The sequence below is a fragment of the Roseibium sp. SCP14 genome (assembly GCF_040329475.1).
GTDB lineage: Bacteria > Pseudomonadota > Alphaproteobacteria > Rhizobiales > Stappiaceae > Roseibium.
Genome location: NZ_JBDZYH010000002.1, coordinates 95565 through 120915 on the forward strand (window position 1 = coordinate 95565; position 25351 = coordinate 120915).

General features: G+C 55.6%; 25 protein-coding genes and 2 tRNA genes. 11 read left to right on the top strand and 16 right to left on the bottom strand.

The features are described from left to right. The 8 genes from ABLQ08_RS07895 to ABLQ08_RS07930 all read right to left on the bottom strand — a co-directional run bounded on the left by ABLQ08_RS07895 (position 1) and on the right by ABLQ08_RS07930 (position 5434). On the bottom strand, positions 1-1098 hold the full coding sequence (locus ABLQ08_RS07895; protein WP_352940618.1) for an NAD(P)/FAD-dependent oxidoreductase: 1098 nt from the start codon (positions 1096-1098) through the stop codon (positions 1-3). 116 nt (positions 1099-1214) lie between these two features. Continuing rightward, complete coding sequence (locus ABLQ08_RS07900) at positions 1215-2063, bottom strand: transglutaminase-like domain-containing protein (RefSeq protein ID WP_352940619.1); 849 nt, start codon at positions 2061-2063, stop codon at positions 1215-1217. A 10-nt stretch (positions 2064-2073) separates the two neighbouring features. Beyond that, positions 2074-3189, bottom strand: coding sequence for a permease (locus tag ABLQ08_RS07905; protein WP_352940620.1), 1116 nt, complete (start codon positions 3187-3189; stop codon positions 2074-2076). Positions 3190-3208: 19 nt separating this feature from the next. Next, the gene (locus ABLQ08_RS07910) at positions 3209-3511 is read right to left on the bottom strand and encodes an ArsR/SmtB family transcription factor (RefSeq protein ID WP_352940621.1); all 303 of its coding nucleotides are present in this window, start codon (positions 3509-3511) and stop codon (positions 3209-3211) included. A gap of 129 nt (positions 3512-3640) precedes the next feature. Continuing rightward, the gene (locus ABLQ08_RS07915; RefSeq protein WP_352940622.1) at positions 3641-4447 is read right to left on the bottom strand and encodes an SDR family NAD(P)-dependent oxidoreductase; all 807 of its coding nucleotides are present in this window, start codon (positions 4445-4447) and stop codon (positions 3641-3643) included. Between the two features lie 12 nt (positions 4448-4459). Further along, positions 4460-4735 carry a hypothetical protein gene (locus ABLQ08_RS07920; protein ID WP_352940623.1) on the bottom strand — a complete coding sequence of 92 codons (276 nt, stop codon included), beginning with the start codon at positions 4733-4735 and terminating at the stop codon, positions 4460-4462. Beyond that, complete coding sequence (locus ABLQ08_RS07925; protein ID WP_352940624.1) at positions 4735-5037, bottom strand: DUF1330 domain-containing protein; 303 nt, start codon at positions 5035-5037, stop codon at positions 4735-4737. Before ABLQ08_RS07925 ends, ABLQ08_RS07920 begins: the two co-directional genes overlap by 1 nt. 46 nt (positions 5038-5083) lie before the next feature. Beyond that, a complete protein-coding gene (locus ABLQ08_RS07930; RefSeq protein ID WP_352940625.1) occupies positions 5084-5434 on the bottom strand; it encodes a putative quinol monooxygenase in 351 nt (116 codons plus the stop codon). A 135-nt stretch (positions 5435-5569) separates the two neighbouring features. Between ABLQ08_RS07930 and ABLQ08_RS07935 the strand changes: the two genes are divergently transcribed. Continuing rightward, on the top strand, positions 5570-6487 hold the full coding sequence (locus ABLQ08_RS07935) for a LysR family transcriptional regulator (RefSeq protein ID WP_352940626.1): 918 nt from the start codon (positions 5570-5572) through the stop codon (positions 6485-6487). Positions 6488-6659: 172 nt separating this feature from the next. Here ABLQ08_RS07935 and ABLQ08_RS07940 read toward each other — a convergent pair whose 3' ends face one another. Beyond that, on the bottom strand, positions 6660-7280 hold the full coding sequence (locus tag ABLQ08_RS07940) for a TetR/AcrR family transcriptional regulator (protein WP_352940627.1): 621 nt from the start codon (positions 7278-7280) through the stop codon (positions 6660-6662). A gap of 87 nt (positions 7281-7367) precedes the next feature. Here ABLQ08_RS07940 and ABLQ08_RS07945 point away from each other — a divergent pair, with 87 nt between their 5' ends. After that, entirely contained in the window at positions 7368-8186 is an 819-nt protein-coding gene (locus ABLQ08_RS07945) for a crotonase/enoyl-CoA hydratase family protein (RefSeq protein WP_352940628.1), read from the top strand. Between the two features lie 10 nt (positions 8187-8196). Here ABLQ08_RS07945 and ABLQ08_RS07950 read toward each other — a convergent pair whose 3' ends face one another. Then, the gene (locus tag ABLQ08_RS07950) at positions 8197-8649 is read right to left on the bottom strand and encodes a ketosteroid isomerase-related protein (RefSeq protein ID WP_352940629.1); all 453 of its coding nucleotides are present in this window, start codon (positions 8647-8649) and stop codon (positions 8197-8199) included. Positions 8650-9017: 368 nt separating this feature from the next. Between ABLQ08_RS07950 and ABLQ08_RS07955 the strand changes: the two genes are divergently transcribed. The 5 genes from ABLQ08_RS07955 to ABLQ08_RS07975 all read left to right on the top strand — a co-directional run bounded on the left by ABLQ08_RS07955 (position 9018) and on the right by ABLQ08_RS07975 (position 12909). After that, a tRNA-Thr gene (locus ABLQ08_RS07955) sits at positions 9018-9089 on the top strand. A gap of 3 nt (positions 9090-9092) precedes the next feature. After that, positions 9093-9160 (top strand) — tRNA-Asn (locus ABLQ08_RS07960). Positions 9161-9571: 411 nt separating this feature from the next. Next, entirely contained in the window at positions 9572-10732 is a 1161-nt protein-coding gene (locus ABLQ08_RS07965; RefSeq protein WP_352940630.1) for a slipin family protein, read from the top strand. Positions 10733-10791: 59 nt separating this feature from the next. After that, positions 10792-11340, top strand: coding sequence for an RNA 2'-phosphotransferase (locus tag ABLQ08_RS07970; RefSeq protein WP_352940631.1), 549 nt, complete (start codon positions 10792-10794; stop codon positions 11338-11340). An 87-nt stretch (positions 11341-11427) separates the two neighbouring features. Continuing rightward, positions 11428-12909 (top strand): MFS transporter, encoded by a 1482-nt coding sequence (locus ABLQ08_RS07975; RefSeq protein ID WP_352940632.1) that lies wholly within the window; start codon positions 11428-11430, stop codon positions 12907-12909. Positions 12910-12928: 19 nt separating this feature from the next. Here the strand turns inward: ABLQ08_RS07975 and ABLQ08_RS07980 are convergent, their stop codons facing one another. Then, a complete protein-coding gene (locus ABLQ08_RS07980; RefSeq protein WP_352940633.1) occupies positions 12929-13342 on the bottom strand; it encodes a DoxX family protein in 414 nt (137 codons plus the stop codon). A gap of 246 nt (positions 13343-13588) precedes the next feature. On the opposite strand from ABLQ08_RS07980, the gene ABLQ08_RS07985 reads away from it, so the two are divergent. Together ABLQ08_RS07985 and ABLQ08_RS07990 are read left to right on the top strand one after the other, a co-directional pair. Continuing rightward, positions 13589-14512 carry a M91 family zinc metallopeptidase gene (locus ABLQ08_RS07985; RefSeq protein WP_352940634.1) on the top strand — a complete coding sequence of 308 codons (924 nt, stop codon included), beginning with the start codon at positions 13589-13591 and terminating at the stop codon, positions 14510-14512. A gap of 70 nt (positions 14513-14582) precedes the next feature. Then, complete coding sequence (locus tag ABLQ08_RS07990) at positions 14583-15149, top strand: hypothetical protein (RefSeq protein WP_352940635.1); 567 nt, start codon at positions 14583-14585, stop codon at positions 15147-15149. A 172-nt stretch (positions 15150-15321) separates the two neighbouring features. Here ABLQ08_RS07990 and ABLQ08_RS07995 read toward each other — a convergent pair whose 3' ends face one another. The 4 genes from ABLQ08_RS07995 to ABLQ08_RS08010 form a co-directional block, all read right to left on the bottom strand. Beyond that, positions 15322-16623 carry a DUF930 domain-containing protein gene (locus ABLQ08_RS07995; protein WP_352940636.1) on the bottom strand — a complete coding sequence of 434 codons (1302 nt, stop codon included), beginning with the start codon at positions 16621-16623 and terminating at the stop codon, positions 15322-15324. Between the two features lie 103 nt (positions 16624-16726). Continuing rightward, the gene (gene rpoD, locus ABLQ08_RS08000) at positions 16727-18706 is read right to left on the bottom strand and encodes an RNA polymerase sigma factor RpoD (RefSeq protein ID WP_352940637.1); all 1980 of its coding nucleotides are present in this window, start codon (positions 18704-18706) and stop codon (positions 16727-16729) included. A 507-nt stretch (positions 18707-19213) separates the two neighbouring features. Beyond that, complete coding sequence (gene dnaG / locus ABLQ08_RS08005) at positions 19214-21145, bottom strand: DNA primase (protein WP_352940638.1); 1932 nt, start codon at positions 21143-21145, stop codon at positions 19214-19216. A 196-nt stretch (positions 21146-21341) separates the two neighbouring features. Then, entirely contained in the window at positions 21342-21848 is a 507-nt protein-coding gene (locus ABLQ08_RS08010; protein ID WP_352942552.1) for a GatB/YqeY domain-containing protein, read from the bottom strand. A 246-nt stretch (positions 21849-22094) separates the two neighbouring features. Here ABLQ08_RS08010 and carA point away from each other — a divergent pair, with 246 nt between their 5' ends. Further along, positions 22095-23270 carry a glutamine-hydrolyzing carbamoyl-phosphate synthase small subunit gene (gene carA, locus ABLQ08_RS08015; protein WP_352940639.1) on the top strand — a complete coding sequence of 392 codons (1176 nt, stop codon included), beginning with the start codon at positions 22095-22097 and terminating at the stop codon, positions 23268-23270. Positions 23271-24344: 1074 nt separating this feature from the next. Then, the gene (locus ABLQ08_RS08020; RefSeq protein WP_352940640.1) at positions 24345-24617 is read left to right on the top strand and encodes a hypothetical protein; all 273 of its coding nucleotides are present in this window, start codon (positions 24345-24347) and stop codon (positions 24615-24617) included. 96 nt (positions 24618-24713) lie between these two features. Here the strand turns inward: ABLQ08_RS08020 and ABLQ08_RS08025 are convergent, their stop codons facing one another. Beyond that, on the bottom strand, positions 24714-25151 hold the full coding sequence (locus ABLQ08_RS08025) for a MerR family transcriptional regulator (protein WP_352940641.1): 438 nt from the start codon (positions 25149-25151) through the stop codon (positions 24714-24716). Between the last annotated feature and the right edge of the window lie 200 nt (positions 25152-25351).

A 25351-nucleotide genomic window follows, 5' to 3' on the forward strand; every position in this document is an offset into this window, starting at 1 on the left:
TCAGTCTCTTGCTTCCAGCCAGGTCCGTGCGCTTGCAATATCATTGGCGATGATCCCTTCCGCCAGTTTCTGACCCACAACGGCTCCGAACTTGTATCCATGTCCCGAGCAGGCCGAGACAACCGTTGCTTTGCTATCCGTCGATGCGAAAAAGTGCTCATCCGAAGTGAATGTGTAGGAACACGTAACAACGTCATCGACGCGATACTCACCGATCCGGGCAATTGGCGGCGCAAAGTAATCGCGCAGCTGTTCACCCTCACCTTCCTTCGCGATTCTGTCCTGATCCGGCTCGGCCTGGTATCTGTGAATGCCGGCGCCGAATTTCAGGCCCGTTCCCGACACCGGTGGAAGAACGTAACCATCATTTGAACCACCCGGATCCAGGATGGCCGGGGCATTCTCCCAAGGCTCACGCAGATCCGCGGGCGGCGTCAAGTAAACAACGGCAGTGCGATAGGTTTTCAGGCTGTTCTTCAACTCGGGGAAAAGTCCAAGTGTCCAGGCCCCGGCTGTTACAACCACATGATCGGCACTGAGCACGCCGCCATCTGCCAAAGTAATCGAACCTTCAGATCTGTCGACGGAAGTGACCCTGGTGTTTTCCCGAATTTCGGCACCGTTCACGATCAGCCAGTTTCGCAGATCAGAGGCAATCCTCTGGCATAGAAGCACGCCTCCTTCGCCGCTGACAACTCCGTAGCGAATGGTTGACGGGTCGATAAACGGGAACCGGTCTGCAGTTTCCTCAGGTGACAGATCCTCAAACGGATAACCACCATCGATCAGGCCATCCCTGTAAACCTCTCCACCGTCTCCCAGCCTCTGCGACAACAGCATGAAGCCGGTATCCGCAAGGTGCTTGCTGCCAAGATCGTCCCACATTTCATCCCAGGCAGCATAGGCAGCACCGATACGGCGCTGATAGCCGCCCTGGTTGCCATAGGCTCGCCGAATGATCCGGTGCTGATCGCCAGACGCGGACAAGGGATTGGGAATGGGGCCCTGTTCGACAAGCGTAACCGGCACGCCCCGTTTCGTCAGCGCCCAGGCAGTGGAAAGACCGGAAATTCCGGCTCCGACAACAAGTATGCTCATGAGAAAATTCCTGCGGTATGTCCCCGCAGATTAGCGGCCGATCAGCCAAGCACAAGGGGTGATCGATCGCCAAACTAGCATACCCGTCATACGTATGTGCCACTGAAAGAAATTGCTCAGGCCGCGGGGGCATTTCCTGCGAACTGGCGCCGGATCGAGATATCCGCCTTTGCCAATTCGCCGTCTTGCGAAATCCAGGCCGGTTCGGCGATCAGCTTTTCGCATTCAATTCCGACCTGTGGAAAGTACAGCCCCATGGAATGGGCAAGCGCGACCCTGTCGCCCGGCTTGGGATTTAGCCCGCAACAAATCTCACGCGTGCCCATCTTCAGATGATGGGCGATGTCCCACTCCAGCACCACACCATTGTGTCGCGTCACGACCCAGCAATGCATGTCGTCACAGCAACCGTTCTTTTCCTCAGGGAAAAAGTATCCGGTGATGTAGCCGGCCTCATAACCGGCCGCTCTCAAGGAGGCGATCAGATAGGTGTTGATGTCGACACATGACCCTTCGGCCAGACCACATGAGAGATACGGCACTTCTTCGCATCCGTCATTGAAGCGTACATCAGGGTGTGCGTACTTGAACTTCTGGGCCGCCGCATTGACCAGAGCCTGAATGGCGGTGTGACCGTCCCGCTCCGTTTGGGCAATTCTTATGGCCCCATTCACCAGATCACTGGCAGCTCTCGTGTATCGATTGACACTCGGCTTGAAGACAGTGTCCGGATACCCTGTTCCCCCTTCACGATAGGTGTACCCGATTTCGACCTGCTGACCGGATATTGGCCTCACCACAGCTGCCATCTGGCCGGTCGTGCTTTCTCCAGCCAGTGAATAGAGCCCCCCTGAAATTTCGAAATGGATCGGTATCTGGTGCGGTGTCGGCAGTCCGACGGGAACGATCAGTCTTCGAGACCTATCGGAATTCGGCTGAACGGTTACTGTGACACGAGTATGCATGTTTCTACTCTTAAATCACGAATTGAAAGACGAGACCGGAGAGAACTGCGCCGATGAAACCAAGTCCGAGATACATGGCAAAGACTTGCGGCTTTACCAGAGACCAGACCGCCGCCATTGCCGGGATGGAGCTGACCGCTCCTGCGATCATGAAAGCCATTGCAGCACCGGCGCTCATGCCCTGTTCCATAAGACCTGCAAGCAGAGGTGGCGCAACGTAGCTGTTAAGATAAGCCGGCATGCCAACGAGGGCCGAGATGACAATCGATCCGAGCCCGTCACCTCCAACAACACCTGCGATCAGATCTGCCGGAACATAAGTGACGAGCGCAGCTTCCAGCACATAAGCAAGTGCCAGCCACTTCACCAGAAAGAGCGCATTCGACTTCAACTCGCTGGAAAATCTGTCCTTGCGTTCTTCTTCCTGCCAGAATTTCCAGACAGGCCGCCCCGTCAGTGGGGAAGCTCCACAGCCGCAGCCTCCTGCGGATGAGCCAACCTTGACCGGATTGGCGAAAGCGCCGGTGCGCAGAAGCATCGAAATCAGAAAGCCGCCAAAAAGCCCGAGAGCGACCGCAAACACGGCCTTGCCGATGGCAAACGGCCATCCAAGCGCCCCTGCAGTGATCAGCAGTGTCGGCGGATCGATCAACGGTGATGACAGCCAGAACGCCATGATCGCGGACAACGGCGCCCCGACAGCAAGAAGACCTGCGATAAAGGGTATGACTTCACAGGAACAGAAAGGTGCCAGTCCGCCAAACAGCGCGGCCAGTAAGATCGCCTGTGTCTCCCGCCCCTCGAACGCCTTGCCCACATATGCCTCCGCCCCGGCCGCCTTGAGCCAAGCAATCAGTGCAACGGCAAAAGCGATATAGGGAAGCGTTCCTGCAAAGGCCGAAATTGCGAAGGAAACAAACCCGGTAAACTGCGTCTGATCAAGGAGAAGAACCAGAAGTGGCCCACCGATAACGATTGCCCATGTCGTAAAGAGGTAATCCCTTCCGGGAAAGTTCTTCCAGGACAGTTTGGGTTCAGTCGGTGCGCAGCTGGTTGATTTCGCCGAAGAACAGCAAGCCTCCCCTGCATCTTCTGCCACCGCAATGTTTTCAAGAGTATCCGCCATCTGAGATCTCCTTTGGCGCTTACGGACGAGTGCCGTCTTCGTCTGCGCAACATTCCTTGAGAATGTAGCCAGCCAGGTTCTCCAGGTGATCGAACGCCGCCCGGTTGATCACCGACCGCCCGTCCTTTTCCTGCTGGACCAGCCCTGCGGAGGATAGAAACTTCAGATGGTGTGCCAACGTTGACGCAGCCATTCCCGTCCGGGACTGGATATCACCAACGGTCAATCCTTTGTGCCCTGCCTTCACCAGTGTCAGCACCACCTGCAGCCGGGCTTCGGAACCCAGCGCAGCAAACCCCTGGGCCGCTTCTTCCAGAACCATTCTCGCCTCGCTCAATACAACTATAATTCTAGTTATATAGTTATTTTTGATTTGTCAACGAGCTCAACCCGTTTCAGAGGCATGGATGTCAAATGCGGTGGTGCAATTGGCGGCAAGGCTTAGGGCGGATTACGCATTGTTCGTGAGAATTTCTTCAACAAGTTGAATGAGTTCAGCCGATTTCCTGTCGTCCAGACCAGACGGGTGCGGGTTCGAGAACCGGCCACGGTCATTATCGAAATATTGGCCGCTTGCATTTGAGAACTCTTCAGAGAGCGCGGCACGTACCAGAACATCCGCACCGATGCGCAGATCGTTTCCGGCGACCCCGAACCCCTCTTTCACCATCTTGCTGGCCAGCAACGAGCCCGGATTGACCGCAATGACGGAAGGTCCTTTTCCAGTAAGCTCATTTGCCAGGGACCGGGTCCACATGGTCAAAGCCAACTTGCTTTGTGCATAGGCGTCCATGGCGGACAGCCTCATCCGCCCGGCGAGCGCTTCCAGGCTTACCGGAGCTTGCGCAGCCGAAGACAGATTGATCACGCGACCATCTGAATTCATCAGAGGCAGCAAGCGACTGGTGAGCAGGTAAGGCGCCAGGAGATTGACGACAAACCGGACATCAAGCCCCGCTTCTGTCGTCTCATGCGTCGTGTGAAAGATACCAGCATTGTTGATCAGCACATCCAGCCTGCCGTGCTTTCCCACGATGTCTTCTGCCAGTTTCCTTACATCCGACAATCGGGAAAAATCCGCGAGATACCCTTCGACGTCACCTTCCCCCTCGCTTTCAATCAACCTGGACTTTACGGCGTCCAGCTTCGAAGGATTGCGCCCATGCAGCAGCAGCGAGTGCCCCAGTGCGCACAGCTGCTTTGCGGTCTCAAAGCCGATACCGTCGGTTGCTCCGGTCAACAGAATGACTTTTCTCATATTACCTCTCCCTCATACCCGGAAGTCCGGCAACAGGTCTTCGACAAGCAGTTTCAAAATGCGGTCTATGTCCGCCTGATTGAAGCGTAGGTTCAAGGCGATATGGTTGACACCAATCGCCTCCAATGACTTCAGATAGGTCCGCAATTGATTGACACCCAACCGAAACTCGAGATGGATCGGTCGAGGTGGTGCATCTGGCTCTTCTGAAAGATCAATATAAAGCGGCTGTATAACGGGTTTGTCGTATGCTCCAGCTGACAGAACCCGCTGCCGCGAAACAGCCATCAGGCAAGGTCGTCCTTGCCCTCGATCAGGAAATGGAAACTGTTCGACCCAGCGGTTCGCGCTTTCAGGTGCGGCGCATATTCCAGGTCATTCATGAAGTTTACAGCAGCTTCCCTTGACGGCCACTCGATCACGATCCGCAATGCCGCGTCCTGAGCGTCACCTTCGAGCTGCTCGTGACTTGAGGTTCGCGCCAGATATTTGCCGCCATACCGGGCAACCAGCTTGTTGGCCGGACCGATATAGTCCGGGATCCAGTCTTCAGAGGTTGGAGTAACAGCAAGAACAGAGAAGTAAGCCACTTTGGTAGCCTTTCTTTTATATAACCGGTTAGTTCAGAAGATTGGATTAACGAGCGAAACCGTTAAGTGGCTTAAGGAGTTCCGGTACCAAGGCGGCATGCCGCTCACGCAACTCTTCGGGTAGATTTCCCAGGTGCACCATGCGGGTCGCAGGGGCAGCAGCGGTCCAGCGTTCTGCAAAATTGTCCCAGTTGGTGACATGGACATGCGCAGATTCAACGTTTGCGAACCGCTCGTTGACCAGCACGTCACCTTCATCGGAAACGTAGTATTGGTAGTTCAGCGTGCCGCCTTCCTGGCGCGTCTGCGCAACGATTTCCTCGAACACGGCCTCAAATTCGGCACGCTTTCCTTCCCTGATCCTCGCTTCGACAATCCAGCCGACATTTTCAAACATTGGCTTCACCTTTTTCCCGCATTCGGCACCGCGATGCACAGTCATCATCAGCGCGGCAAACGGAAAATAGGCATCTTGAAAAAATATATAAATGCCGAGAAAATAACTTCATAATTCGTTTTTTGGATATAATAAATGGACACTGACAGCCTGCGACTTTTCGTTCTGGCAGCAGAAAAGCTCAACATCAGCGCTGCTGGACGTGAACTCGGCATGCCACCGGCAGTCGCAAGCAACCGGCTTGCCAAGCTGGAACGAACCCTCGGAGCCGATCTGCTGCATCGTTCAACGCGCAAGGTGACACTGTCTCTGGAGGGGGCCGAATTTCTCCCCTTCGCCAGGGAAATGCTCGCGCAGGAAGACGCTGCCAAGGCAGCTCTTGGATTGGGCAGCAAACTTGCAACAGGAACATTGAGGTTTGCCGCCTCAAGCACGTTTTCGCAGCTCTACATCATTCCACTTTTGCCTGAGTTTCTTGACCTTCAACCCGGCATCGATCTCGATCTGCGCCTGTCGGACACGCCGTTTGATCTGATCGAGGGAAGCTTCGATCTGGCTTTGCGCAACACTGCCCTTGAGGATACCAGCCTGAAAGGACGCAAACTGGCAGACGACAAACGCATTCTATGCGCGTCGCCGGACTATTTGCAGCGATACGGCGCTCCTCATGAACCTGATGACCTGAGAACCCATCATCTTCTGGCGTTCAGAAATCAGGCGGAAAAACAACTCGTCGCACCGGGCGGAAAGACCGGCAGCTACGACCCGCGCGCTGCCAAATGCCGCCTGGTGATGGATGACGGCCTTAGTCAGAAACTGGCAACGGTTGCGGGTGCCGGCATCTCGATAAACTCGCTCTGGAGCGTCCACAAGGAAATCAGCGAAGGTTCTCTTGTGCAGGTCCTGCCCGAGTATGAGGTCAACGATCAATCGGTTCTCTGGCTCGTCTATCCCAAATCCAACGTGCTGACGGCCAAGGTGCGCGTGTTCATAGACTTTCTCCTGGAAAAGATCGGCCGGAATCCGGTTTGGGAGAAGGACTTGAAGAGTTGAAAAAGTGTGCCGACACATCTGTCATCTTCCGGGTTGCGACAGAAACCTGCACATCGTTCGCAATGCTTTCATTGAGGTGCGCAACCACCACAGTTGCTGAAAATTGGAATTGAAGACGGTCGACAGACATTCCTCTGCGCAGATCTGGCAGCCTGCTGGACGGTGAGCGGCTTTACGTGCTGGCACTTTCCATCTGACCGGATCCGCGTTGCGTGGAGTTTCTAACTTCTCGCTCAACCAGCGCCCTTGCTGCTTCGCCCGCAGCTTCCGCATAATCCGCGTCCCGATGAACGAGAATGGTCGAGAAGGCACCGTCCAACAGAAGAACCACCTGCCGTGATAGAGCCGCACCGCCAACCAGTCCTTGCGTTTCAAATTCCTGAGCCAACCACAGTTCAAATTTCTTCTTGTGCGCGGCGCCGACCTTCATCGCCGGATGACCGGGCATATTGGCAAGTTCCGCAGCCGTGCGCAGGAAACCGCATCCTTTCCATTTTGGATGACGTGCCGAGGTCGCGATCTGACGGAAGATTGCGGCGACCTTGTCCGGCAGACCACCATCGGCTTCGTCAAACCATTTCCGATAGAGCGCCAGGTTGGGTTGATCGCGTGACGCCAGATAGGCCTCGACAAGATCGTCCTTGCTCTTGAAGTGATAATAGACAGTTTTCTTGGTGATACCGGCTTTTTCCGCAATGTTGTCAAGGCTGACCGCGCGAATTCCCTCGGCGTAAAACATCTTGTTTGCGGCTGTGAGTATCCGGTCACGTGCGTTGGAGGTCTGTCTGCTCATGATTGAAGTATACTCACCAGTGAATATACTTCAATATCCGCGTTCGCTAGCTTCCCGGGACCGAAACAGGTTCAAGGAGAAGCGGAAATGACGGACACAATCCTTCTGGAACAACAGGGTGCCATAGCGCTTTTGACGATCAATCGGCCTGAAAAACTCAATGCGCTGAATTACGAGGCCAACGATCTCATCTTGAAGCATTTGGACGAGATTGAAAAAAATGACGCCCTGCGCGCTGTCGTGATCACCGGAGCCGGAGACAGGGCGTTTTCGGCCGGTGGTGACATTCACGAGTTTGCCGAAAGCATAAAGGCCGGTCCGGATATTGCCGTTCGCGAATTCTGCCGCCGGGGGCAACGAATGACTGGACGACTGGAGGCCTATTCCAAACCCATCATTGCCGCAGTAAACGGTCTGGCTTATGGCGGAGGCTGCGAAATTACCGAGGCCGTTCACCTGGCGGTCGCCAGCGAAACAGCACTCTTTGCAAAGCCGGAGATCAATATCGGTATCCCGCCGACCTTTGGTGGCACCCAGCGCCTTCCGCGCCTGGCAGGGCGTAAGCGCGCGCTGGAGCTTCTCCTGACAGGAGACAGTTTCACGGCCGTGCGGGCTTATGAGCTGGGACTCGTCAACGCGGTCGTTTCACCTGACAAGGTGCTCGAAGCGGCCTTTGAGATGGCGGAGCGCATATTGCGACATTCTCCACATGCCGCTGCCCGAATCCTTTCAGCCGTCACCAGGGGGTTGAACACCAGCATCGCAGAAGGCCTGTCGATCGAATGCGAGCAATTCGCCCGCATGGCGGTAACGCCAGACGTTCACGAGGGGCTGAACGCCTGGATCGAGCGAAGGGCGCCAAACTACGATCGAGTACAAGGAAAGTATGAGGTTCGTCAGCTTTAAGACCGGGCACTCAAGCTTCTTCTGAGGCCTTGTCCGAACTCCCCTCACCGGGTTCCCGGTTCACCTGATCAATCCAGTTCTGGAGATTGTAGTATGTTGTGATACGGGCAATCTGACCGTCGCGGATCTCAAAGAAACTTCCCGCCGGCAAATCGTAGGTCTGTCCGTCAGCAGGCGGCAGACCTTCATCTGTGTTGATATACGTTCCGTGAACGATGAACTCTGCTGCCGCGCGCGTGCCTTCTTCATTGACAAACAACACGATGTCCGAAAGCCGCTCCTTGTAGCAGCGGGTCATGTGGACATTAAAGGACCAGAACTTGTCCTTGCCGATCCGCCGTTCGCCCTGATTGACGTCGTGGATCAGGTCTTCAGTGACCAGACTTTCCATTTTCTTGGTATCGCCTGCATTGAAGGCGGCGAAATAAGTGTCGATCAGAAACCGGGACTGCTTGTTGGGCATGGCATCTCACAGAAGCAATTTTGCAATTCGGCGGGAGTTTGCCTGCGTCGCAAACAACGCGCAAGAGGAAGCAGAAACTCTGGTTTACAGATCTTCACAAATTCCATTCCAAAGCTGCCATCTCTGACATTTCACGACCTCCGCTCAAACATAATGTGATAATGTTGCAACATATAGTGATATTTGAGCACCAGCACTCATTGATGGAAGATTTTTCCCTTGCACCCGACACACCTATCAACTTAAGACATTGTCATCGGTCACGACACTGGCTCAGACATCAAAGGCTTAGGTATTTTTCCTGCCGCCCGCATATTTCGGCGATGCCGAAGATATGTATGGATGCTGCTCCGGAAGATCGAATATCGGTGCATGAAGTTCAATGGTTGAACGCCAGGTATGTTGCCTGGAGACAACAGGTTCGACTCCTGTCTTGCACACTATGGATAGCTCAGCTTGGTAGAGCATCGGACGATTAATCCGACGGTCGCGGGTTCGACTCCCGCTCCAACGGGCAAACCTTATGGGTTCGGGTTCGACTCCCGGTCTGCCATTTTGGCAACAGCTTCAGGTGCTGTCTAAAAAAACTGGGATTTGAAGAGAGCTTGTGAAAGTCCGGCTCCGTCTTTGCGCGTCAGGCAAGAAGACAGACCGCCCTTTCACCTGGTGCCCTTGTCCGGTCTTCGATCACGGCCGCGCCGCATCTTTGCCGGGACCGCCTGTTCTCGAACGGGCGCAACCTGCATTGATGCCGTAAAGCCCCCTGGTCAAGGATCCGTCGAGCGCCCTGCGCACTCTTCAAGTCTCCATATTCACGCCGATCTCCCCGCCTGAGGAGCGATCGGCCTCCCTCAACCTCTAACCCGACTTCAACAATGAGAGGACATGCCAAGTGCCTTAGCGCAATGGAAGGAATATCGAAATGATGACTTTTCTCGACAAAATTCGTGGCCGTAGCCGCGTCGTGATTTACGAAAACGAACGTGCGGTTCATCTGGTCAAAGGTGAATTGCAGGGCATTCTCGGACCTGGTGAGCACTACCTGAAAAATGGTAGAGGCACTCTGATGGTCGAGCGCCAGGACCTGGCGGCACCGTTGTTTCGATCCGAATACGAGAAAGCGCTTTTCGATAAACTCCCTGAAGTTGCCGAAGAGCACTTGACCGTCATTCGAACGAAGCCGGGTGAAGTCGCGGTTGTGGAACGGGATCATCGCGTTCATACGGTTCTCGGCCCCGATCGGCAGCTTGTGCTGTGGACCGATGCCGGTCCGTGGACCTGGACGCTCATTGACACCGTGACTGAGCCGGAACTTTCCCGAAAGCTGCTGCTCCGTCTTGGCGAAGCAAAGCTGACGCAGCATTTCGAGATCATCCAGGTTACCGAAGGCAGTGTGGCGCTGTTATTCGTCGACGGTGTCATGACCCGGGTCCTGAACGCGGGTCTCCACGCTTTCTGGAAAGCCGGAGGATCGATGACGAAAAGGCTCGTCGACCTGAAAAGGCAGAGCCTTGACGTTACTGGTCAGGAAGTTCTGACCCTTGACCGTGTCACCATACGGATCAACCTGTCGGCGGAATACCGAGTGGTGGATGCGGTCAAGGCAGCCCAAGAGGTGAAAGACTTCTCCGACACGTTGTATCGGGCCCTGCAAATGGTGTTCCGCAAGCAGCTTGGAGCACTGAAGCTTGACCAGATCCTTGAACGCAAGGGTGACGTGAACGCCGAGGTTGAAGCCAAGATCAAGGCCGATATGGCCAGGATCGGTATTGAGGTCTTCGATATCGCACTGAAGGATGTAATTCTTCCGGGTGAGATGCGCGAGATTCTCAACAAAGTGGTGACTGCGGAAAAGGAAGCGGAAGCCAACGTGATCCGGCGCCGCGAAGAAACGAACGCAACTCGTTCGCTTTTGAACACCGCGAAGGTCATGGCTGAAAACCCTGTAATGCTGCGGCTGAAGGAGCTTGAAGCTCTTGAATCCATCGCCTCCAAAGTGGATCGCCTGACGGTTCACAACGGTACCGGCGGCCTGATGAACGATCTCGTCAGGTTGCGAGACGATGGCACGGCGGAAGCCTGACAATCGGCGGCGCGGACTTGTCCGCGCCGTTTTTCCATCCAGCTGATTTCTTTAGACTCATGAAAAACGACACGAAAATTTCCAGACAAATCTCGTTCTGGCTGCGACACAAGCCGGATGATGCCGGGCTGCGATTGACCAGCGACGGCTGGGTGCAGGTTAGCGAGCTGCTCGAGGCGTTCGGCCGACAACAAATGCCCTGCAGTCTCCAGCAGTTGAAGCAAATCGTCGAAACCAACGACAAGAAACGTTTCGAGTTCTCCGAAGACGGCGTTCTGATCCGTGCAAGGCAAGGGCATTCAATCACCATAGATCTGAAGCTGGCCCCAACCGAACCGCCGGATCTTCTTTATCATGGAACAGCTACCCGGTTTCTATCCGTCATCCTGAAGGAAGGTTTGAAACCGATGAACCGTCACCATGTACATTTGTCAGGCGATGCCGATACGGCTCGAAACGTCGGAGCAAGGCATGGCAAACCCGTGGTTCTTGTCGTTGCGTCTCGAACCATGCAAGCGGCAGATTTCAGGTTCTTCAAAACGGAAAACGGTGTCTGGCTGGTTGATCATGTCCCTCCGGAGCACCTGTCTTGTTCAGGCAGCGAGTAAGGTCGCTCTCTATTTGATAAGAAAATTCTTTCTTTATATTTTGCCGATGATATAAAGAAAGAAATTCATTTCTTTATTGAGGGTGTCATGTCGGTCAGCTCACCAGCTCGGGTCCCAGCCAGCGCATCGTCCCAATCAAGCCTGTTCGCGCCTGACCGTTTGGCAGGAACGCTCGCACTTGTCCTTGGTGTCGGCTCCCATGCCATCAATGGATTCGTGACCACAGCCGTCCTCCCGGACATAATTCGCGACATCGGAGGTCAGGACCGGGCCTTCTGGGTGTTCAGCACGTTCGAGATGATGGCCATCCTGGCCGGGTGTTTGACGGGGGCCACGAAGCAGCGCTTGGGTGCCCGGCTTCCGTTTCTGGTCGCAACGCTGCTGCTTGCGGCAGGTTCCGTGCTGGCCGGATTGAGTACGTCATTGACAGGCTTGATTGCTGGTCGTGCCTTGCAGGGTTTCGGCGAAGGCATGATCATTGCGCTTTGCTATTCCCTGATACCCGATCTTTATCCGAGCACTGTCGCCCCACGCGTCTTTGCACTTCTTGCCGGTGTCTGGGCGCTCGCAGCAGGCGTTGGACCTGTCTCGGCCGGATTGCTGACGGAACTTTGGTCTTGGCGCGCGGCCTTTCTTGTCAACATACCGCTAACCTTGCTGCTGTTCGGACTGATGAACACGGCCTTGCCCGCAAGGTCGGCATCCGGACCGGTCGCTCATCGACGCAAATCCGCGGGTGGAACGGGCCGGTTGGCGCTGCGCTTCACGCTGCTTGCCATCAGTATTTTTCTGCTCACTGCAATCGGCGAGGTTCATCAGCCATTGCCGTTGGCTGTGACCATCCTGACAGGCCTGATCGCTGCCGGCTTGTTGCTGAAATTTGATCGTGCCAGCGCGCAGCATCTCTTTCCCAAAGAAGCATTCCGGGCAAGAACGGTGGTCGGACTGGGGACTTGGATCGTCTTCATGATTTCCGTCGTTGCGGCAATCCGGGCGGTGTTCATCACCACAATGGGCCAGGTCTACTGGGGCCTGAGTGTCACCCAGGCAAGTTATGTCGCTGCCGGGCTCGCCTTTTCCTGGTCGTTCTTTGCCTGGATTTCATCGCGTGCGCCGTCGCGGCAAAGAGAATTGACCTACCTGGCGCTTGGTCCGTTTCTGATTGCCACCGGCATGTTGCTGACCGCCGTCGGAATCTCGACCGCATCTCTGGTTACGTTTTCACTTGCCGCGCTCGTCGCCGGAGCAGGTCACGGCCTATGCAACCAGATCCTGATGCGATCCCTGATGTACTCCGCCAAGGGTGGAGATCAGGATCTCGTCTCCAGCATATTGCCGACACTCTCGTCTGCCGGGATCGCCATAGGCGGCGGTTTGACAGGACTTATTGCGATACTGACCGGTCTCGTATCCCCGGGCGACACCAGCCTGATCACAAGCGAGGCAATTGCTGGCTCGGGCGCCACGGTCTTTTACATCAATGCGGCGCTGATGATCCTGCCTGCCTCGGCGATGTTGCTCCTGCGGCATCGCCTCATAGGCGCGGAATCTTCTTCTCAATCCGGCTAGAGGCGAACAGCTTCACGCCTCAAGCCACACGCTCCGTCCAGCTTCTGTTGCCGAACAAGAGCCGATCCAGACTGATCGGCCCACCACCTGCAGCTGCCAGAAACAAAAAGACGAAGCAAAAAAGGATGGCACTGTCACCGCCGTTCAGCATCGGGAAAAAGCTTTTTGGCGCCAGCATCATAAAATAGCCGACGGCCATGGTTCCCGATGCCAGAAAAGCTGCTGGCCGAGTCAGAAGACCGAAAGCGATAAGCGACCCACAGATGAGTTCTATCAGACCGGCGATACCATCCAGACTCATCGCGGGAACGCCTGAATACTGACTATGCGGAAAATCGAAGAACTTGCTGGTGCCGGTCTGCAAAAACACAAGCCCGGACATGCAGCGCAGCAAACTGAGCAGATAAGGCGTCACTCTATTGTAGAAAACCATAGCCCCCTCGCGGCAATTAAGCAGCCCACAATGTATGCACTACTTATAATTGAGCAAAGTTACACACTTCAAGCCAATTCTCCATATGGTTGCAAATTCTGATATGAGAATGGCAACTGGAACGAGATTGGCGGGACAATCACCTGCGGCTCACACACAAAAGCTCAAAGTGTGACGCAGCGGCATTGACCAGATCGGCCGGGCGCAGGAGTATTTTCGCATTGATTGAGGAACCCGGATCCAAACATGCGATTTCCAGCGGCCCGTCTTACCGATATGCACACCTGCCCGATGTGTGTGGGTGTTCCCGCGCCAATTGCGTGGAAATGTGCCTGGACGGTCTGGACGGGAAAAAGGCCTCAGGCGCGCGTCACGGACCTGTGTGTTTGCGTCGGCCCTCCTCCCCCGATCGGTGGTGATCCTATCGTGACAGGTGCGTGGACCGTGTTGGTCGAGGGCATGCCGGCTGCGCGCATGACCGACCTGACGGCAAAAGCCGGCGCAATTGTCACCGGCTACCCGACAGTCCTGATTGGCACAATGGGCGCAGGTGGTGGCGGGGCTGGCGGAGGTGCAGGAGCCGGTGGCGGCGCAGGAGCTGGCGCCGCAGCGGGAGCCGGACCGTCAGGCAAAACGAATGTCGGCCCAGCCATCGTTGTTGAAGGAACCGAGGAGTTCCGCGAAAAGACTGTGGCATCCCTGGCGAAAATCGCACAAACCCCGTCGGGAAGAAAGTTGCTCAACGACCTGCACAAGTCCGGCAAGACGATTACAATCAAGGAAACTTCGGGCGGCAACAAGGTAAACGGCTTCACCTCGGACGGCAAAGTCGATGCAAGCGGAAATCCGGGTTCAGGGTCCGACTCAACGGTTCATTACAATCCGAACAGAACAACTCTCGGTCCGGACGAACCCTGGAAGACACGCCCTCCGGAAATCGGTCTCGCGCATGAGTTGATCCACGCAAAACATGCTGCGAACGGCGAGATTGACCTCTCAAAGGTTGAAAATGACCACAAACCTGATCCATCCGATCCGACCAAAAACGCCAAAGTCATCAAGGAGGAAGCCAAGACAGTCGGCTTTCCGCCGCATGACGGCGAGCCTTACAGCGAAAACAAAATCCGCGACGAGTGGGATCCCAAACAGCCACAACGGCCCTATTATTGACCGGCGTAAGGTCCTGCTTGGCCTAATGGTTGTCAGCCTTACCAGCAATTTCCAGAAGAAGGCGGCAGCAATGTCATCGTTCACCAATCAAAACAATGACATCACTTTGACGGCCCAACTCCGCCAGGATGGACAGTTCCTCCTTCTGGCGTATCAGGTGACCAACAAGACGGATCGGCTTGTCTATCTGTTCGATGTCCTTCATGACGAGTTTGACGGGTCGGTCTATCCGCTGGTCGATGCCTGTTACGCCACCGTCGAACAGGGCCAGCTTGTCTTGAGCCGCCAGATCATGGAAGTTCCCGAAGATACGCTCACCGAAACCTTCAACATACCCTTTGTCACGGCAATAAAACCTGGTCAAACCATCGACAAGACAGTCAGACAGGTTCAGCCCATCTATCCTTGGACACCTTATTCGGACCGGGATGAAATTCCGCCCGCAAGCGGCATTCTGAACATGAATGCCTATTTCAGGATCGGGTATTTTCTGGAGGCTGACGGCACAAGCAAACTGGCAAAGGCAGTGCCCACCGACCAGGGGTCTTATCCTGCGTTCGACCCGTTCCCGATCGAATCCCAAAGAACGCTTATGGTGGGACCGATTGGGACCGTTCCGGTTTATGACCTGACTTGAAGCAATCAGGTTCGTTTCGCCAACTGACGCCAGTCTGTCCCGGCTCTCAACAGTTTCACCAGCTTCCTACAACAGCGTTTCGTGAAGACCTTGAAATAAAAAGCATTACCCAACGTTGCCTGAAATCATAGACTTCAATGCGATAGGTAATTCAGTCTTATCAAAAAATCGCTCAAAACCCTGTCAGCCCTCGTTCCAGCCACTCGGACTGAGGGACAGGGGCGCCGATTTTGAAAGCGAACTTTTCGACACGTGTCACGCCGCTGTCCACTTCACAGCGGAAAGCAACGTTAAACCACCGCCCGAGACTGCGAAAAGCTGCCCGGCGCGGCTCCAGGACCCTGCCTGGTTGCGGCCTGAAGGACGGCAGAAGCTCCGGAGGAGCAGGACTTGCAACGGTCAGCTGAGCCCGCAGTTCCGTCATGCACAGCAGGTTCAACCGTTCACCCGGTGACATACCTCGCATTGCGGTCTGTGCACGGGAGTCATCCAGGATATCGCGTGAATAAAACTCTCTTGCAGGCAAAAGGTCTCGTCTCTGTGGCGTGGACCGCTGGGTTGTCTGATTTGAAACTGCTGCCACGCGGCGCTCCGGTTTTCTTGACGGTGTCTCGGTCGTGACGATTTGCCCAACCGTTCCGAAGTCTTCTTCCGGTTCAGTGTTTTCTTCAGATGTTTCTTCCGAAATCACTTCTTCCGGTTGGTCCGCGGAAATTGCGTCCTCGCCAGCTTCGGCAACTAGGATTTCCGGCTTGGGACTGGGGACCGGGTCACCACTCCGTCCCGGCTCCAATCCCGGATCATCCGCCAACTGGTCTTCCTCTTCAGCTTCTGCTTCCAGCTCTGGCTCTGGCTCTGGCTCTGGCTCTGGCTCTGGCTCTGGCTCTGGAACAGAATTTTCGGCAACCTCGGTCTCTTCAACAGGCTCCGACGTGTTTTCACCCTCTTGCAGGTCTTCGGCAGGCTCTTCTTCAGAGGCCGGTTCGGTTTCCTGAGCGTCTTCGGTTTCACTTGGGGCTTCGGCCTGAAGTTCATCCTCGGGCTCCGGCTCCTCACCGTTCCGGCCTTCCTGGTCTTCCTCTCCGAATTGCTCCACCGGCTGCAGAACGGTCACTTCCCGGGCTTGCTCCTCAGCCGGAGGCAATTCCTGGGCTTCGGGTTCAGGTTCAGGCGCAGGCGGCTCTTCGGCCTGCTCGGGTTCTTCCTGATCCGGTTCTTCGGGCTCGGGGAGTTCGGCCAGTTCCGTCTCTTCTTCCAGCTGTTCGGCTTCCGGCTCAGGAACTGGTAAAGGCACGAGCTCCACCTCGATGGGTGTTTGCTGTGGCAACGGCTCGTAACCGGAAATTCCGTCCATCAGAACCAAACCGGCAATTGCGTGAAGGGCCAGCGAAATCGCCAAACCCCAGGCAAAAAACCGCCGATCTTCTGGTTGCGCCTCTTCCATCGGCCTTTCCATGTCAGCGATTATGGCCAAAAGAATGTCCCTGGAAAGAAAAAGACGATCAAAACGTATCAACAAAAAACCCGGCAATACCGCCGGGTTTTTCTTTCACGAACTCAAGAAGCTGGACAGCAAATCAGCTGTCCAGGAAGGACCGCAGCTTGCGTGAGCGGCTCGGGTGCTTCAGCTTCCTCAGCGCCTTGGCCTCGATCTGACGGATACGCTCGCGGGTCACCGAGAACTGTTGACCGACCTCTTCCAGCGTGTGGTCGGTGTTCATGCCGATACCGAAACGCATTCTGAGAACGCGTTCTTCACGCGGCGTGAGCGACGCCAAAACGCGCGTGGTGGTTTCACGCAGGTTCGACTGAATGGCCGCATCGATCGGAAGAACGGCGTTCTTGTCTTCGATGAAGTCGCCCAGATGCGAATCTTCCTCGTCGCCGATCGGTGTTTCAAGGGAGATCGGCTCCTTGGCGATCTTGAGAACCTTGCGGACCTTCTCAAGCGGCATCTGCAGCTTTTCCGCCAGTTCCTCCGGTGTCGGCTCGCGGCCGATTTCATGCAGCATCTGGCGCGAGGTCCGGACGATCTTGTTGATCGTCTCGATCATGTGCACCGGGATACGGATGGTACGGGCCTGGTCGGCAATCGAGCGGGTGATTGCCTGCCGGATCCACCATGTCGCGTAGGTGGAGAACTTGTAACCGCGCCGGTATTCGAATTTGTCCACCGCCTTCATCAGGCCGATGTTGCCTTCCTGGATGAGGTCCAGGAACTGCAGACCGCGGTTGGTGTACTTCTTGGCAATGGAGATCACGAGGCGCAGGTTTGCCTCGACCATTTCCTTCTTGGCGATGCGTGCTTCGCGTTCGCCTTTCTGCACCATTGCCACAATGCGGCGGAATTCGGTGATTTCGAGGCCGGTCTCGGTTGCCAGCGTCTGGATCTCCTGACGCAGTTCACGAACGGTCTCTTTTTCCTTGGCGATGAAGTTCTTCCAGCCGCGGGTGGAGAGATTTGCCACCTTGCGCAGCCAGTTCGGGTCGAGTTCCGCGCCCTGATACTGCTTCAGGAAGTCGGAGCGGTCGACGTTGTAGCTGTCTGCAAGGCGCAGAAGGCGGCCTTCATAGCCCATCAGACGCTTGTTGATGTCATAAAGCTGAGCAACCAGCGCGTCGATACGGTTCTGGTTGAGCGAAAGGCTCTTCACGTCGACGACGATGTCTTCCTTCAGCTTCTTGTAGCGGCGCTCCTGGCTCGGAGACAGGGTCTTGTTGGCCAGCTTGTTTTCCACCAGCTGATCCTGCAGACGACGCAGCTTCTTGTAGTTGTCGGCAATGTTGTCGAAGGTTTCCAGAACGCCCGGCTTCAGCTCTGCTTCCATGGCAGAAAGCGAGACATTGGCTTCGAACTCGTCATCGTCGTCGCTGTCGCCGTTCTCACCGTCTTCGGAATTCTCGTCGGAAGCTTCTTCCTCTTCCTCCTCACCCGGTGCAACGTCGTCATTGGCAACGGCAGGCCCGGCCTTGGCGTCCGGTCCGGCATAGGTCGCTTCCAGATCGATGATGTCACGCAGCAGAACCTGGGCTTCGTTGAGTTCGTCACGCCAGATGATGATGGCCTGGAAGGTCAGCGGGCTTTCGCAAAGACCTGCGATCATCGCTTCGCGGCCAGCCTCGATACGCTTGGCGATCGCAATCTCGCCCTCGCGGGAAAGAAGCTCGACCGAACCCATTTCGCGCAGATACATGCGCACGGGATCGTCCGTACGGTCGGCCGGCTCCTTGGTGGTGCCGGTTTTTGCGACCGCGGTGGTCGTGGCCGCAACCAACTCACCGCCGTCGACTTCTTCCGGCCCGTCATCCGCCTCGTCGGAATCGATCACGTTGATGCCCATGTCGGAAAGCATCGACATGGTGTCTTCAATCTTTTCAGAAGAAACCTGCTCGGAGGGCAGAACTTCGTTCAGTTCGTCATAGGTGACATAGCCGCGTTTTTTCGCGGCTTTGATCATCTTTTTGACAGCAGCATCCGACAGGTCCAGCAGCGGACCATCCGGACCGTCCGCGCTTGCTTCCTGTGTGTCGTCTGCTTGTGTCGCTTTGGCTACCATATCGTGCTCCAGTTCGTGGCCGGTCCAGCCACGCCGCGCCCTTTGTTTAGCTTCAACCCAATTCGCCCTCAGCGCGCCAGCATGAGATGCGGCGGCGTCTGAAAGAATCACTGTGGATAGGTTTGTAAGCCGTGTCCCTTAAGTCCCAATTAACCGTACACTTATCGACTGTGACAAAATTCAGCATCGACGCAGCACACGGCCTTTATTATTGGCATTCGAAGTGACGAATGCCGGAGAGGTATTCTAACGGGTTGCAGCGTTTTTCAGACTATTTGCCGCTAGCAGGCTTTAAGCTGCGACTCTTGAGGGCTGCAAAACTTCTATTTAGCTCGGCCAGCGCGATTCGCAAGTGTGATTCGTCATCGGTCAATTGGAAAATGCACTTTTTAATGATCCTGACCGGAAAATCAGGGCTAAGTGCTGAAAATTCGGCACCTTCCTCCCGCCGGCAACTGACATGTCAGGTCTTTGACTGAACCTCAATTGTGCAATGCTCGCCCGCCATTACTGCGCGGCAGCAGCTGCCGGTGGTGCCGTTCTGATTTTTTTGGCTCGTTCGGCCAGATCGGACTCATCGCGCGCGCACTCCTCGCGGCGCCTGTTCAGGTCTTGCGAAAGCGCCTGAATTCGCATCCAGGAATGTTCGTCAAGCTGCTCATCCGCACTGGCAAGCTCCGAATTCAATTCGTCTTCAAGCGCATTCAATTCCAGGACATCCAGAAAATGCAGGTACGCAGCCTCGATAAAGTCTTCCGGCGGATTGGACTTCAGAAGTGGGAAGCGATGATTCAATGCCGAAAACTCAGCCTTCTTCTGCTCCTGCATGCCAATCGTTTCCAACATCATTTCATACATGATGTCACGTAGTGGTTCATCGAACGCACAGGTCAGATCGGCAATCGGTGTCGCCTCCAAGTCGTCCACGATCCGGCACAGGATATCCCGTAACTGCAGGTGTAGCTGATTGACAAACGGCATTCCCGAAAAGCGCTCGAAATTCCGGTCGAGCAGATGCGGGTATCGCATGCACAAGCCAAGGACCAGACGCTCGGTGCCGAAGTCGTCACTTGCCGCCACTCTTTCCCGTGCCTTGCCGAGACCATCTGCGTTTGGCGCGGTTTTCTTGCCGTCTCGTCTGTTCTGTCGAGCCTGCTCGAAGAACAGATTGGACAGTTTGAACTTCAGGTCGAGCTGATAGCGGCGGCGCACACGCTCGTCCCGGATCGTGCCGATCAGGTCGTCAAAACGTTTTTCCAACGCCGCTTTGCGTTCCGGCGTATCGAGGCGGGAAACGGAAATCTCCCGCTCCCAGACCGCATCGAACAGTGCCTGCGCCTTGCCGACCTCACCATGAAATCCATCCAGCCCGCGCTGCTTGACCAGATCATCCGGGTCCATCCCGTCGGGAAGAAAGCAGAACTGGAAGGAATATCCGCTCTTCAGCACCGGAAAGATCCGGTCGATTGCCCGGTGAGCAGCGGATACGCCGGCCGCGTCGCCATCGAAACAAATCACCGGTTCAGGCGCGAATTTCCAGAGACGGACCACCTGATCCTCGGTGAAAGCTGTTCCAAGAGAGGCAACCACATGGTGAATACCGGCCTGCCAGAGCGCAATCGCATCCAGGTAGCCTTCAACAACGACAGCCTCTCCGCTCTTGAAAGCCGGTTCGCGCGCCCGGTGGGTGTTAAAGAGCATGACCCCCTTGTGAAACAGCGGGGTTTCGGGCGAGTTGAGATATTTAGGCTGACCATCCGGCAACAGTGTTCGCCCGCCGAAAGCAACCACGCGGCCCCGGTCGTCCTGGATCGGGATCATCAATCGACCGCGAAACCGATCGTAGCCCGGCCGGCCATCATCGGGACGGATAATCAGGCCAGCCTCAACCATCGCAGCTTCGGGAATGTCTCTCGCAGCCAGAAAATTCTTCAAAGCATCCCGGCTGTCCGGTGCAAATCCAAAACGAAACTCGGCAAGCGTCTCAGCAGAAAGGCCGCGCTTCAGGGCATAGGAACGCGCACCCTCGCCTCGCGGACCGGCAAATTCGGATTGAAAGAATTGCGCCGCCATCTCGCAGATATCGGCAAGACCCGCGCGTTTCTTTTCACGTCGCGCAGCCTGCGGATCAGGCGCTGGCAGGGCAACGCCGGCCTGCTCGGCCAGCCGTTCGACAGATTCCGGAAAACTCAGACCTTCCGTTTCGCACAGGAAGGTAAAATGGTCTCCGGATGCACCGCACCCGAAGCACTTGTAACGGTTGCGCCGGTCATCAACGTGGAAACTTGGGCTCTTCTCCTGATGAAACGGGCAACAGGCCCAATAATCTCCTTTACCTGGCTGGGTCTTGCGCCTGTCCCAGGTAACGCGGCGCCCCACGACATCCGACAAGGTAAGCCGGGCGCGAATTTCATCGAGAAGGCGCGGTTCAAAACGCATTGAGTACGGACGGTCCCTAGTGAAAGCATGCAAAGCCTGACGGACACCATCGGCCGGTCAGTCAGATCTGTCAAAATAGAAGGTCTCGGCATGGCGCGCCAGTACCAACCGCGGCTCAAGACGTGGCGTGGAAGACCTGTTGATAGTTTATGTGATTTACGTTCTTGCCTCTCGCCACCTTTCCGGGAGAAGCGCTTCAGGTCTGCGAGGTGTCCTCAGCTCCATTCTTGGACTGACTGTTGCCATTCGCATCGGCACGCAACATGTCTTTGACGAAACACGACGCTTGAACAAAATCCATTTGCCCGGAATACCGGCTCTTGAGCTCGCTCATGCATCTGCCAATGTCCCGCAGGCCTTGAGCGTCGATTTCCTTCACGGTTGCCTCGCAAAGGGCACGGGTTTCCTCATCGCTGAGCTGAACCGGCAGGAACTCGCGTATGATTTCCTGTTCAGCACGTTCCTGTTCTGCCAGATCCAGCTGGCCGCTGGTTTCGAATTCTTCCGCCGACGTTTCGCGCTGACGGATCATTTTCCGAAGAATATCAATAACTTCATTCTCGTCCACGCCATCCTTGCCGTGTTCACGAGCAGCAGTCTCGCGATCTTTCACCGCGGTTTGCACAAGGCGCAGCGTCGCGCATCTGCGTTTGTCACTCGCATCCTGCGCCAATTTCAATGCAGTGTTGATTCTTTCGCGCATGTCATCGCGCATGGTTTACCCCACCCCTGCCGTGCCGAGCCCGCGACGCGTTGGCGCCCTTTCCACCTTGCTCAGCCAAGCTATTGAAATTTATAGATCTTTTTTCAAAGGATCAATGTTGACGATCCTAGCCGCTTCCCATAGAGTCCCGCGCTTAATGCAGACGGCCAACTGCAGGCGCTTCTGCCTGCCTCGGACGCCTTTCCTGCAGTGCATGATGTCACCAACAAACTCTGGAAACAAGACATGACGACTGCAGACGCATGGTCTGAGACCCCGGCGACCGCCCTCCTTGTGCTCTCCGATGGCAGCGTTATCGAAGGATACGGCCTTGGTGCCACGGGACAAGCCGTTGGTGAAATTTGTTTTAACACGGCAATGACCGGGTATCAGGAAATCCTGACGGACCCGTCCTATTCCGGCCAGATCATCACGTTCACATTTCCACATATCGGCAATGTCGGCACCAATGACGAAGACATCGAAACCGTCAACATGGCTGCCGAAAGCGGAATTCGCGGCGTGGTTCTGGCAGCAGAAATCACCGACCCATCCAATTACCGGGCAGCAAAACACCTCGACGCGTGGCTCAAGAGCCGTAACCTGATCGGCATCAGCGGCGTGGATACCCGCGCGCTGACCGCCCTGATCCGCGAGAAAGGTGTCCCCAACGGCGTGATCGCCCATGCACCGGACGGCAACTTCGACCTGGAGGCGCTGAAAACCGCTGCAGCCAACTGGCCGGGGCTGGTCGGAATGGACCTCGCCAAGGGTGCCTCGACCACCCAGTCCCATCCCTGGTCCCAGACAACATGGAAATGGGACGAAGGTTTTGGCGAAGCAACGGACGGCAGGTTCAAGGTCGTTGCCATCGATTTCGGCATCAAGCGCAACATCCTGCGCCTGCTGGCCGATGCAGGATGCGATGTCACGGTATTGCCCGCCACCGCGACGTCAGAAGAGGTGCTTGCACACAACCCGGACGGTGTGTTCCTCTCCAACGGCCCTGGCGATCCGGCCGCAACCGGCACCTACTCGGTTGAGATGATCCAGAACGTGGTCGAGAAGGGCGTTCCCACTTTCGGCATCTGCCTGGGTCACCAGATGCTGGCGCTGGCTCTTGGCGGAAAAACCGTGAAGATGCACCAGGGCCATCACGGCGCCAACCATCCGGTTTTCGACCACACAACCGGCAAGGTCGAAATCACCTCGATGAACCACGGCTTTGCCGTTGACGCCGACAGCCTTCCGGAAAATGTCGATCAGACCCATGTCTCGCTCTTTGACGGCTCCAATTGCGGTCTGGCGATGAAAGACAAACCGGTCTTTTCCGTTCAGTACCACCCGGAAGCATCTCCCGGCCCGCGCGACAGCAACTACCTGTTCAAGCGGTTCACCGACCTGATGGAAGCTGCCGGCTAACTGAATCCTTTTCGGAAACGGACGCTCACGTGGAAGCGCCGTTTTCCGTTCAGGCACAATCAGAAGAACAATTGAACCGCCTGGCGTCATCGCCGCCAGGCGGTTTGATTTTGTGCACCAATCCTGAGGGCGCCCATATTCCACTTTCAGGGCGAAACCTCTCTTCTCGCCCGTTTTTCTCCAGCCTGGTGGACCTGCTTTACCGGCAAATTCCCAACGATGCCCGCCAACCCACCTTCCTGGTGAGCTCGGTTCGCAAAGACAAAGTGGTCAGGTTCCAGGAAATTAGCTTTCAATCCTGACTGCGCCCCGGCACCACATGATCACCCGCTACTGACAGCTTGACACTGGCGTTCGAATAAGCTGCCCGTCAGGTATTGAACGTTCGATCGTTCGATACATATGCAATGCAAGCGCCTGCTGCCCCCTCCCGCACCCTGTTTCTGACGACAGTGCAGCCGGATCTTCAAATGAAGATGGATGGCCCAGGCTGCAACCATTTTTGTCTTATTCAAATTCCCGGAACTTCATAAAACCTTTTCTCAAATGCGTTCACTGCAACCGCCGTTGCCTGGCTCGTCATCACTTTTTCTACTGTCTCAACAAAGGCTCAAAGCGCTCGCACCTATGATCTTCTTGTTTCAGACAAGAAGATCGGAGAGATCGCTCTGATCACCTCGCTTCTATCTGACGGCGGTTACAAGATTGCTCAGCACCCGCAAATCGACACACAGGGCCTCTGGAGCAGAATGAGGGTTGAAAGCCGGACAGAGGAAGTTCACTCGAAAAGTGGCCTCCAGGAAACGGAAAGCAGCAAGACACGTGAGAACGACAAGATTTACTGGAGCAAAATCGCTCTTTCGGGCAGCGAATATCTTGCCTCCCGCGCCCAGATGAAAACGAAAGGGAATGGACGAGGTCTTTGCTCTTGCCCGAGGTGCTGATCCTACCAGGTACCCGGGGCTGGCGATGTCATGGCGGTTGGCAGCGTGATATTGGCTGATGACAAAAACACCCCTCGCAACGATCGTTTTACAAAGGCCAGCTTCTATACCGCCTCATGGGCTCCCCCTGATGCGGCACGATTTCCGCCTTCCGGCCACCTTGAAGGTATTTGACATTCAGGCAATGACAGCCTTCGGCGGAAAGGTAAGTTTCAAAAGCGCTGATACAGTCACGCTTGGAAACCAGAAGATCTCTGCGCACCGATACAGTCTTGAAGCGGAGGGGGAAACCGTAGAGGTCTGGATGCGAACTGTCGGAAGCGGGCTGCCCCACTTTGTGCAATTAACCGGGAAGGATGGCGGCACGCCCTTCAAGATCGTGCTGCGCCCCTGGCGGCAGTGAAGGCATGCAGTTCGGAACCGCCTCAACGGCAATTCCGCCAGAAACAAAAAACCCCGGTGCTATTGCACCGGGGGTTTTTTCAGAACCGAGAGCTGATTAGGCAAGCAGTTCATCGAAGCTGGTAAGGATCATATCGACTTCCGCGATCTGTTCATCCAGCATCTGTTTTTGTTCAACGAGAATTTCCTGCTGCCCTTTGCAGATTTCCTGGAGTTCTTTGAACTGATCAGTCCGGTTGGTGTTGCTTTCCACCAACTTGATGACACGGCGGATCTCCGCCAGGGTCAGACCAATCTTCTTTGCCTGCAGAATGACACGCATCCGGGAGATGTCCCGGGCACCGTAAAAACGACGTGCCCCCTTGCGAACGGGATTAAGAAGCCCTTTTTCTTCGTAAAACCGTAATGTCCGCAGGGTTACATCGAATTGCTCGGACATTTCCGAAATTGGCAGTGCGCGGTCGTCCAGCACCACTTCCTGTCCCGGACCTGCGATGTCCGGAATCACAACCATGTTGGTAGCTACGTTGTTCATAGTTTAAAGCCCGATCTTGTCTTTTTGTTCCCAGTCCAGCCAGGCAATGCAACACTCCCGAATTCCTGCCCCACAACAGGTCTTCAGGTCCCACTAGCATCGCAATTGCACCTCCAATTGGCACGAAGCAATTCGCTCAAAGCCCTGGAAGCCCCCAACGCCAAACTTAATTGAGACTAAGCGGGTAGACTATTACACTG